This is a genomic window from Streptomyces sp. FXJ1.172 (genome assembly GCF_001636945.3).
Classification (GTDB): domain Bacteria; phylum Actinomycetota; class Actinomycetes; order Streptomycetales; family Streptomycetaceae; genus Streptomyces.
This window is the reverse complement of the sequence record NZ_CP119133.2, coordinates 5,084,639-5,095,000: the sequence shown is the minus strand read 5'-3', so window position 1 is coordinate 5,095,000 and position 10,362 is coordinate 5,084,639. Positions and strand designations below refer to the sequence as shown.

Below are 10,362 nucleotides of genomic sequence, written 5' to 3'. Positions count from 1 at the left end.
CGTCTCGACGTACGCGCTGTTCGGGCTGGGTGAGGCGATGCTGTCGCCGACCGTCGCGCCGCTGGTCGCCGATCTGGCGCCGGAGGGCATGGCCGGGCAGTACAACTCCGTGTTCGCGCTGGTCAAGCAGCTGGCGCTGGCCGTCGGTCCGGCGGTGGGCGGGCCCATGGGCGCCTCGCTGCACGCGCCGTACATCGTGACGTTCCTGCTGTTCTCGCTGGGGATCACCGTCCTGGCGCTGCGGCTCGGGCGGCGGCTCACCGCCATGCAGGACCGGCCGTGGCTGGCGCGGAGCAGCCGGGTGGTCACGCGCGGCGGAGCGCCCGCGGAGCCGGACGCTTCACTGACGGCGCCGTGACGGGCAGTCCTTCGGCCGCGGCAGCGTCGTGGCCGGCCGCGCAGCGCCTGTAGCGCCCCTTCGAGGCGCTACAGGCGTCCGTCGCTGCCGCGGTGGGCGCCCGCCAGGTGCACAGCTGCCGTGGGTCAGTGCTTGCTCTTCGGCAGGACGAACTCGCACCACACCGCCTTGCCGCCCCCCGGGGTGCGGCGGGAGCCCCAGTTCGAGGCGATCGTCGCCACGATGGCGATGCCGCGCCCGGACTCGTCGGCCGGTTCGGCGCGGCGCCGCCGGGGCAGGTGGTCGTCGCCGTCGGTGACCTCGACGATCAGGCGGCGGTCGGTGCGGCGGAGCCTGAGGCGCATGGGCGGGGTGCCGTGCTGGAGCGAGTTGGCGACCAGTTCGCTGGCGGCGAGGACGCCGAGGTCGTGCAGTTCGGTGGGGAAGCGCCAGCTGGTGAGGACGCCGGAGGCGAAGGCACGCGCGCGGGGGGCCGCTTCGACGCCGCCGAGGAGTTCCAGGGCCGCGTTGCGGAAGAGGTCGCCGTCGGGGCCCGTACGAGCCGGGTGCTGGAGGACGAGGACGGCGACGTCGTCGTCGTGGTCGGCGGTGACACCGGCGGAGCGGACCAGGCGGTCGCAGATCACCTGGGGGGTGCCCGTGGCGCCCGCGAGAGCACCTTCGAGTGCCGCGATCCCCTCGTCCAGGTCCTCGTCGCGGCGCTCGACCAGGCCGTCCGTGTAGAGGACGGCCGTCGACCCCGGGCCCAGCGCGATCGAGCCCGAGGAGTGCATCCAGCCGCCGGTGCCGAGGGGCGGGCCGGTGGGTTCGTCGGCGCGGGAGACCATGCCGTTCTCGTCGCGGACCAGGATCGGCAGGTGGCCGGCGGAGGCGTAGACCAGGCGGCCCTCGTTGGGGTCGTGGACGGCGTAGACGCAGGTGGCGATCTGGTTGGCGTCGATCTCCGTGGCCAGGCCGTCGAGGAGTTGCAGCACCTCGTGCGGGGGGAGGTCCAGGCGGGCGTAGGCGCGGACCGCCGTGCGGAGCTGGCCCATGACGGCCGCCGCCCGCACGCCTCGGCCCATGACGTCACCGATCACCAGGGCCGTGCGGCCGCCGCCGAGGGTGATGACGTCGTACCAGTCGCCGCCGACCGCGGCCTCGGTGCCGCCGGGCTGGTAGGTGGCGGCGATGCGCAGGTCGTCGGGCTGTTCCAGTTCCTGCGGGAGGAGGGAGCGTTGCAGGGTCACCGCGGTCTCGCGCTGGCGGCGTTCGCTGGCGCGCAGGCGTTCGGCGGCCTCGGCGTGGTCGGTGACGTCGGTGGCGAACACGAGAACGGCACCGCCGCCGTCGCGGTCGCCGTCCTCGGCGACGGGCGTGCAGGTGAAGGTGTACGAGCGGCCGTCGACGGCCTTGCGGGACTTCAGGGTGCGGGGCTTGCCGCTGCGCAGCACCTGGTCGAGGAGCGGGAGCAGGCCCAGCTCGGCCAGCTCCGGGAGCGCCTCCCGCGCGGGAGCGCCCATCGGTCGTACGCCGAAGGCCGCAGTGTAGGCGTCGTTGACGTACCCGATGCGGTGGTCCGGGCCGTGCACGAGCGCGACCAGGGCCGGGACGCGGTCGAGGACGTCGCGCGCGGGCAGTTCGTCGACGGCGGGCACCGGGGGTGTGCCGTCGGCCGGCTGTTCGGCGCGGGCCGCGGGCACGGAGCCTTCTCCCCGCCGGTCCGGGGGGACCGGGGTCTCGGTCCGCGCGGCGGCGCGGCGCTGCGTTCCGGGGAGGCGGGCGCTCCAGCGCGTGAAGTTCACTATGGGGAAAGCCTCGTGGGTGCTGTGGTCGGGCGGGTGGCCCGTCCGCGGACGTGGGGCAGTCTGGCAGGGTTTTGCTCGGGGCGGGCCGCGACGACATCCGTCAGACGCCGGAGCGGGCCGTGGAGTTCCTGGGTCCGGTCAGGACGACCCCTTCGGGTCGTCCGAGGGGCTGTGAGGAGGCTTTCCACCGGCCGCGAGTTCGAACTCCGCTCGCGGGTGTTCGAGTGAGCCGAGCGAGACGATCTCCCTCTTGAAGAGCCCGGCGAGGATCCATTCCGCCAGGACACGGGCCTTTCGGTTGACGGTGGGCACCCTGCTGAGGTGGTAGACGCGGTGCATGAACCAGGCAGGGTAGCCCTTCAGCCTGCGCCCGTAGACCTGGGCGACGCCCTTGTGGAGGCCGAGGGAGGCGACCGAGCCGGCGTACTTGTGCGCGTACGTCTCCAGGGGCTCACCGCGCAGCGCGTGGATGACGTTGTCGGCGAGGGTCCTGGCCTGGCGGACGGCGTGCTGGGCGTTGGGGGCGGTCTCGGTGCCGGGTGCGGCGGCGGTGACGTCGGGTACGGCCGCCGCGTCGCCGGCTCCCCAGGCGTGTTCGGCGCCGTCGACGGCCAGCTGGGCGGTGCACTTCAGCCGGCCGCGCCCGGTGAGCGGCAGATCGGTGGCGGCGAGCAGCGGGTGCGGTTTGACGCCGGCGGTCCATACGACCGTACGGGTCGGGAAGCGCTGGCCGTCGCTGAGGACCGCGACGCGGTCGGCGCAGGAGTCCAGGCGGGTCTCGAGCAGGACCTGGATGTTGCGGCGGCGCAGCTGGGTGACGGTGTAGCGGCCCAGCTCGGCGCCGACCTCGGGCAGGATCCGGTCGGAGGCCTCCACGAGGATCCATTTCATGTCCTCGGGGCGGACGTTGTGGTAGTAGCGCGCGGCGTAGCGGGCCATGTCCTCCAGTTCGGCGAGCGCCTCGACGCCCGCGTAGCCGCCGCCGACGAAGACGAAGGTCAGGGCTGCATCGCGGATGGCAGGGTCACGGGTGGAGGAGGCGATGTCCATCTGCTCGATGACGTGGTTGCGCAGGCCGATGGCCTCTTCGACGGTCTTGAAACCGATGCCGTACTCGGCGAGGCCGGGGATGGGCAGCGCGCGGGCGACGGAGCCGGGGGCGAGGACGAGTTCGTCGTAGCCGAGGAGATCGGCCGTCCTGCCCTCCTCGCTGGTGGCGAGCGTGGCGACCGCGGCGGTGCGCACCTCGTGGTCGATGGAGGTGACCTCGCCGATGACGACGTGGCACTGGTCCAGGAGGCGGCGCAGCGGTACGACGACATGGCGAGGGGAGATCGAACCGGCCGCCGCCTCGGGCAGGAACGGCTGGTACGTCATGTAGGGATCGGGCGTGACGACGGTGATCTCGATCTCACCCCGCCTCAGCTCGCCCCTCAGCTTCCGCTGGAGACGCAGGGCCGTGTACATCCCGACGTAGCCGCCGCCGACAACCAGAATGCGCGCACGTTCCTTCACCATCCCATGACGCACCCGGCGCTGTTGTTTGTCCACAGCCCCGGCAATTTGTGTGACTGGCGACCGGGTGTGCGGCGGGCCGGGCGTGGTCGCCGGGGCGGGCGAAAGGGGGCAGGTCAGCGGGTGGGGGCCAGGGAGTGCGAAGGTGGGGGATCAGGGTGTACATGAGTCGTACTCCGATCGGGGGGCGCGCTGTGCGGAACCTGCCCCTTCTGAATTGACTCCCTCTCAACTATGTTCGTGTGTCGACGGGGTGTAGGGAATGTGATCGAACAGGTCTCGCGACGGGCGGACCCGGTCGAGATCAGCGTCAGTTCCGCGCACTCCGGCTTCAGTGGCGTGGAGTCTCCGGGGGGAGACGTCATTACCGGGGGAAAAACATGCATGTTCAGGACACGCATTGGTCATCCGCAGCCGCCGTCGCACACGGCGGCGGAGCGGTGAGCGCGACGGTGGGCAACGGACGCGCGGACATGGCGCGTACGACACCGCTGCGCGTGGACGCACAGCGCAATCTGGAGCACGTGCTGCGTGCGGCGCGTGAGGTGTTCGGCGAGCTGGGCTACGGCGCGCCGATGGAGGACGTGGCGCGCCGGGCCAGGGTCGGCGTCGGCACGGTGTACCGGCGCTTTCCCAGCAAGGACGTGCTGGTCCGGCGCATAGCCGAAGAGGAGACCGCCCGCCTGACCGAGCAGGCACGCGCCGCGCTCGGGCAGGAGGACGAGCCGTGGTCGGCCCTGTCCCGCTTCCTGCGCACGTCGGTGGCGTCGGGGGCGGGGCGGCTGCTGCCGCCGCAGGTGCTCAGCGGCTCCGCCGGTCCGGCGGAGCCGGGGCCGGCGGGCGCCGCCGGAGAGCCTCGGGTGCCGCAGCAGCGGGTGCAGCCGGGGACCGGCGAACTGCGGCTGGTGTCCGGGGAGTCCTCCGGCGCTGTCGATGACAGCGACAGCGGGGTCGGGGCGTTGCTCGATGTGGTCGGGCAGTTGGTGGACCGCGCTCGGGCGGCTGGTGAACTGCGGGCGGACGTGTCCGTGAGCGATGTGCTGCTCGTGATCGCCACGGCGGCGCCGTCCCTGCCCGATGCCGCGCAGCAGGCGGCCGCGTCCGCGCGGTTGCTGGACATCCTGCTGGAAGGGTTGCGGTCGCGGCCGGCGTAGCCCGGTCGCGTCTGCCCACCCGCACCGCCCGTGGCTGGTTCACGGGCGGTGCGGGTGGTTCTTTCCGGGCGGTCCGGGGTGGAGGTGCCCGCCGTCGCCGGGCTGCGGGGCGCAGGGGGCCGGCCGCACGGGTCCCTCGTTCGCGTGGCTGCCGCGGAGAGCCTCGTTGACAAGGGCCCTCGGACGAGTGGATGCGGTGAACGGGGGTCGTTGAACAAAAGACAATGTGGGACTCTGTGCCGGTGACGGATTGGGCTGTGCCGGTGTCGGGGGCTTTCCGCGATGAGCGTTGACGGGTCGGACGGGTCGGACGGGTCACGCGATGACGACGCGGACGCGGAGGCCACCGGGGTGAGCCCGCCCCAGGTGCCGAGCCAGGGCAGGCGCGTTGCCGCCGGGAGCGTGCCGGCCCAGCGCGAGGGGGGCGTGCTGCCCTCGCCCCGGCAGACGCCGCCCGGCGACACCGAGTTGATCGGACGGATGCGCGGCGGCGACGACTCCGCGTACGAAGAGCTGTACCGCCGGCACGCCGATGCCGTACGGCGCTACGCACGGACCTGCTGCCGGGACGGGCACACCGCCGACGACCTCACGGCCGAGGTGTTCGCGGGGATGCTGCAGGCCGTGCGCGGCGGATCCGGGCCGGAGCACGCCGTACGGGCCTATCTGCTCACCTCCGTACGCCGCGTCGCCGCGCACTGGACCAAGTCCGCCCGGCGTGAGCAGCTCGTCGACGACTTCGCCGTCTTCGCCCAGCAGGCCTCCCGCTCCTCCGAAGTGTCCGACGGCACCGCGTCCGCCGGCTCCTTCGGAGCGGGTATGGACCTGGGCGCCGATGTGCGCGCCATGCGGGAGGCCGAGCAGTCCATGGCCATGCGGGCCTTCCGCTCGCTGCCCGAGCGCTGGCAGGCCGTGCTGTGGCACACCGAGGTGGAGGACGAGTCCCCGAGCGAGGTGGCCGTGCTCTTCGGGCTGGACGCCAACGGGACCCGGGTGCTCGCCAGCCGCGCGCGCGAGGGGCTCAAGCAGGCCTATCTCCAGGCCCACGTCAGCGCAGCCCTCGCCGGTGACGAGGAGTGCGCCCGATACGCCGGCCAACTCGGCACCTACGCCCGCCGCAAGCTGCGCGTCCGTGCCGAACGGGGCCTGCGCAAGCACCTGGAGGAGTGCGCCAGATGCCGGCTGGCCGCGGCGCAGATCGAAGAGGTCGCGAGCGGCATCCCCGGTGTCGTCCCGGTCGCGGTCATCGGCTGGTTCGGCGCCGCCGGGTACGCCAAGGCGCTCGGCATCATCGCCGGCAGTGCCGGGGTGGGGGCGGCCGGTGCCGCAGCCGCAGCCGGCGGGTCGTCCGGCGGGGCGAGCGGCGGCGCGGGCGGGGCCGCGGCGGCAGAAGGGCTCGGCGCCCCGGTGAAGGCGGGGATCGCGGCCGGTGTCGTCGTGGTGGCCGCCGCCGCGGTGGCGCTGGCCCTGGTCGACGACAGCCATCCGCCGGCGAAGGAGGTCGCCAGGCCGGCACCGTCCGCACCGGTCGCGCAGCCCCCGGCGCCGAAGCCGGCACCGTCGAAGCGGAAGCCTTCGCCGCCGCCGGTGCTGCCCGTCGCCGCGCCGACTCCGGCCCCGACACACACACCCACGCCCACCCCGAAGCCCGCGCCGAAGCCCACGCCCCGGCCCACGCCGACCCCGACCCCGGCACCCACGCCGAGGCCGAGGCCGACTCCCACACCGACCCCGACGCCCACGCCACCGCCGCCCACCGTCTACCAGGTGAGCGAACTGAACTACGACGTCGACGGCGACGGCACCCGGCCCGAGATCCGGCTCGGCGAGAGCAGTTGGGTGTGGCAGCGCCACGACCTGTCGATCGACGGCGAGCAGTACGCACACGGGGTGACCGTGCACGGCGAGTCCTCCGTCACCATCGCCCTCAACCGGCAGTGCACCGCGTACGACGCGCTGGCCGGCGTGGACGACATGACCCTCGGCCTCGGCAAGGTCACGTTCTCCGTCTACGCCGACGGGGTACGGCTGTGGCGGTCGGGGACGGTCGAGGGACGCGACGGGGCCGTCCCCGTCCACGTGGACCTCACCGGGCGCAGGACCGTACGGCTCGTCGTGGCGCCGCACAGCGACATCTTCGACGAGGCGGCGCTCGCGGACTGGGCGGAGTCCCGGTTCACCTGCCGGTAGCGGCCGGGGCGTCCAGCTCGCGCAGCACCTCGGCCACGCTAAAGGCCGCGCCCCGGGCGCGCTCGGCCGCGTAACGGCCGGCCGGCAGGGCCGTACGGGCCTCGGCGTGCACCCGCGCGGCCTGGCTGCGCTCCGGCTCGGGGCGGCGGTTGCCGTCGCGCCAGTGGTCCGCGGCCGCGAACAGCCGGACCGCGCCCGCCAGGTCTCCGAGCCGGGACAGCAGCCAGGCCGCGGTGTCCACCAGCTGCGCCGTGATCAACTCGGCGCACCGCTGGGCCACGGCCTCGCGCAGCGCCTCGGCGAGGATCGGCAGCCCGTGCGCGGGACCCGACTCGCCGGCGACGACGAGCGCCTCGACCATGCGCAGCCCGGCTCCGAACTGCGGCGGCGGGGCGCCCCCGCGGGCCGCCGCGCGGGTCGCCTCGTACAGTTCGCGGGCGTGGGCGATCCGCCCGTCCTGCAGGGCGATATGAGTCCGCATCATCAGCACGAAGGCGGCCGACTCCGGCACCGCGTACCGCTCGGCGGCCGCTCCCGCCTCGTCCAGGGCGGCCAGAGCCGCCTTCGGGTCGCCGGAGCGGTAGGCGATCTCGGCGAGCCGTGCCATCAGGAACGGCGACTCGGCGTAGGCACCCACCTCGTAGGCGAGGCGCAGGGCTTCCTCGTACTCGCCGCGCGCCTCCTCGAACCGGCCGCGCGCCATGGCCGCCTCGGCCGCCGCGCTGCACACCTGCGCCCGCATCCAGCGGTCCCCGACGCGCCGGCTGAGGGGGCGCAGCTCGGCCAGGTCCTCGTCCACGCCCCGCAGGTTGCCCGGGGAATCGACGGTCACATGCGTGCGGTACATCAGGGAGACGCCGATCTCCCAGTCGCCGCCGTATCTGCGGCAGTTGGCGACGGCCGCGGCCAGGTCCGGGCCGACGTCCGACGTGCCGCCCAGGTAGTAGGCGGTCAGTGGCCAGACGATGCCCGGGAGCCGGGCCGCCCGGGGGCCGCCGTGCTCGTAGGCGGCCCGCACGCGCGCGATGTACTGCGGGGCCCGCGAGTCGGCCGCCAGGTGGTCGGCGTTCGACTCCGAGGTCAGGAACAGGTCGAGCATCCTGAGGTCCATCCGCAGCTCCCGCAGCGGATGCCCGGCCTCGTCGGGCGGGGCGGCGAGGAACGCCCCGACCGGATCGGCCACCTCCACCAGCGCGGCCAGACCGCCGCTGGTACGCAGGGCGTCCGGCAGGCCGGACGCCGGCAGGGTGTCCAGGGCCACGCCCAGGCGCAGGACCAGACGGACCCGGGCGGTCCCCTCCAGACGGTGGTTGCGCAGCCACCAGAACCACCCCATGGCGAGGACGATCGCGCCCGCCTCCGCCTCGTCGCCGACGCGCACCGCGCGGTCCAGGGCCGCCCGGACGTTGTCCAGCTCGGTCTCCAGGCGGGAGATCCACGGCAGTTGGGCCGCGGACCGCAGGAGCGGGTCGGCCTCCTCGACCAGCGCCCGCACCCACGCGCGGTGCCGGCGCTCGGCCGCTGCGCGCACTCCAGGGACCTCGGCCGCGCGCTCGGTGGCGTACTCGTGGATGGTCTCCAGCATGCGGTAGCGCATGCCGTCGCAGCCGTCGGGTCCGGCGGGCTCGGCCACGACGAGGGACTTGTCCACGAGGGCGCCGATCAGGTCGGCCGCCGGGCCGGTGCACACGGCCTCGGCCGCCGCGAGGTCCCAGCCGCCGGCGAACACGGACACCTCGCGCAGCACCGTGCGCTCGCGCTCGTCCAGCAGGTCCCAGGACCAGTCGACGACCGCGCGCAGGGTCTGCTGGCGGGGCAGGACCGTACGGCTTCCGGAGGTGAGCAGGCGGAAGCGGTCGTCGAGCCGGTCGGCGATCTGCCGCGGGCTCAGCAGCCTGAGCCGGGCCGCGGCCAGCTCGATGGCGAGCGGCAGCCCGTCCAGGCGGCGGCAGATCTCCGCCACGGCCTCGGTGTCGGCGAGCGCGGCGCCGGCGTCGGGACGGACGGCCTGCGCGCGCTCGGCGAAGAGGCGGTGCGCCTGCTCCGGGACGAGGGGCTCGACCGGGCGCACCGACTCACCGGGGACACCCAGGGGTTCACGGCTGGTCGCGAGGATCGTGAGCCCGGGGCAGTGGGTGAGGAGGGTCTCGGCGAGGGCGGCGGCCGCGCCGATGACATGCTCGCAGTTGTCAAGGACCAGGAGCTGCTGACTGCGCTGGGCGCAGTACTCGATCAGCTGGGCGACGGGGTCGTCCTGCTGGGGCGCCAGCTCGTTGGTCAGCAGCACGGTCTCGCGCAGACCGAGCGCGCTGACCACCGCGCCGGGCACCGCCTCCGGGTGGTCGAGCGGGGCCAGCTCGACCAGCCATGCCTGCGGAAGCCCAGCGGCGGCCTCCTCGGCGAGACGGGTCTTTCCCGAGCCGCCCGGTCCGGTGAGCGTGACCAGGCGGGCCCTGTGCACATCGGAACGAATGGCCTCGAGTTCTGGTTCCCGCCCGACGAAGGACGTCAGGCGGGGGCGGAGATTGCCGGTGCGCTCGGGGGGTTGGGCGGGCGCCGCGGACGGCTTCGGCGGCTCCGGTTCGTGCTGCTTGAGCAACGACGCGTGCAGGGCCTGGAGTTCCGGCCCGGGGTCGGTGCCGAGGGCGTCGGCGAGGGCCCGGCGGGCGGACTCGTACGCGGCGAGGGCGTCGGCGGGGCGGCCCGTGTCGCGCAGGGCGCGGATGAGGAGCGCCTGCAGGGCCTCGTCCAGCGGGTGGGCCGTGGTGAGTTCCGCCAGCTCCGGTACGACGTCCGGGGCGCGGCCCAGGTCGAGGGCGGCGGCGGCCCGGGCCCGGGTCGCCGCCAGGCGCAGGGCCTCCGGGCGGGTGGCCGCGGCGCGGTCGGGGAGATCGGCGAGGGCGGGGCCGTGCCAGAGGGCGAGGGCTTCGGTGAGGGTGCGGTGGGCGGTGGCCGGGTCGCCCGCGGCGAGGGCCTTGGTGCCGGTGTGGGTGAGCCGCTCGAAGACGTACAGGTCGATGTCGTCCTCGGCCGCTTCGAGGCGGTAGCCGCCGGGGGTGGAGGCGATGGTGTGGCGGCCGAGGGCGCGGCGGAGGCGGCCGACGAGGGCCTGGAGGGCGGCGGGGGCGTCCCGGGGCGGGTCGTCCGCCCAGATCTCGTCGATCAGGGTTTCGGGGGTGGCTGTGCGGGCGGGGCGCAGGGCGAGGGCGGTGAGGAGCGTGCGCAGGCGCCGGCCGCCGATGGGTACGGGGGTGCCCTGGTCGTCTTCCGCTTGGGTTGCGCCCAGGATTCTGTACCGCATCCGGTCATTGTCGCGGGGTGCGGGAATCGGGGCACGGGGGTTTCGACCGGGCGTGCC

Annotated in this window: 6 protein-coding genes (1 of these 6 running past the window's edge); 3 read left to right on the top strand and 3 right to left on the bottom strand. The window is 74.3% G+C overall.

Translation table 11 applies throughout. The annotated features are described in order from the left end of the window. Positions 1-358 carry the final stretch of an MFS transporter gene (locus A6P39_RS22735; RefSeq protein WP_234378679.1) on the top strand. It extends 953 nt beyond the left edge of the window, so only the last 358 of its 1,311 coding nucleotides appear in the window; its start codon lies beyond the left edge, outside the window; its stop codon occupies positions 356-358. 125 nt (positions 359-483) lie between these two features. On the opposite strand, the gene A6P39_RS22730 is transcribed toward A6P39_RS22735, so the two are convergent. Both A6P39_RS22730 and A6P39_RS22725 read right to left on the bottom strand, forming a co-directional pair. Further along, positions 484-2,142 carry an ATP-binding SpoIIE family protein phosphatase gene (locus A6P39_RS22730; RefSeq protein WP_067038979.1) on the bottom strand — a complete coding sequence of 553 codons (1,659 nt, stop codon included), beginning with the start codon at positions 2,140-2,142 and terminating at the stop codon, positions 484-486. Between the two features lie 141 nt (positions 2,143-2,283). Further along, positions 2,284-3,663: an NAD(P)/FAD-dependent oxidoreductase gene (locus A6P39_RS22725; RefSeq protein ID WP_067038980.1), complete on the bottom strand. Its 1,380-nt coding sequence runs from the start codon at positions 3,661-3,663 to the stop codon at positions 2,284-2,286. A 377-nt stretch (positions 3,664-4,040) separates the two neighbouring features. Between A6P39_RS22725 and A6P39_RS22720 the strand changes: the two genes are divergently transcribed. After that, on the top strand, positions 4,041-4,814 hold the full coding sequence (locus tag A6P39_RS22720; RefSeq protein ID WP_067038981.1) for a TetR/AcrR family transcriptional regulator: 774 nt from the start codon (positions 4,041-4,043) through the stop codon (positions 4,812-4,814). A 282-nt stretch (positions 4,815-5,096) separates the two neighbouring features. Then, positions 5,097-7,004: a sigma-70 family RNA polymerase sigma factor gene (locus A6P39_RS22715; RefSeq protein ID WP_199840644.1), complete on the top strand. Its 1,908-nt coding sequence runs from the start codon at positions 5,097-5,099 to the stop codon at positions 7,002-7,004. Here the strand turns inward: A6P39_RS22715 and A6P39_RS22710 are convergent. Continuing rightward, a complete protein-coding gene (locus A6P39_RS22710) occupies positions 6,991-10,305 on the bottom strand; it encodes a BTAD domain-containing putative transcriptional regulator (protein ID WP_067038982.1) in 3,315 nt (1,104 codons plus the stop codon). The genes A6P39_RS22715 and A6P39_RS22710 overlap by 14 nt on opposite strands. Positions 10,306-10,362: the final 57 nt, after the last annotated feature.

Bases quoted from the DNA above. Each gene is read 5' to 3' on its own strand.
- A6P39_RS22715 (WP_199840644.1), top strand. From the start codon at position 5,097: ATGAGCGTTGACGGGTCGGACGGGTCGGACGGGTCACGCGATGACGAC.
- A6P39_RS22720 (WP_067038981.1), top strand. From the start codon at position 4,041: ATGCATGTTCAGGACACGCATTGGTCATCCGCAGCCGCCGTCGCACAC.
- A6P39_RS22725 (WP_067038980.1), bottom strand. From the start codon at position 3,663: ATGGTGAAGGAACGTGCGCGCATTCTGGTTGTCGGCGGCGGCTACGTC.
- A6P39_RS22710 (WP_067038982.1), bottom strand. From the start codon at position 10,305: ATGCGGTACAGAATCCTGGGCGCAACCCAAGCGGAAGACGACCAGGGC.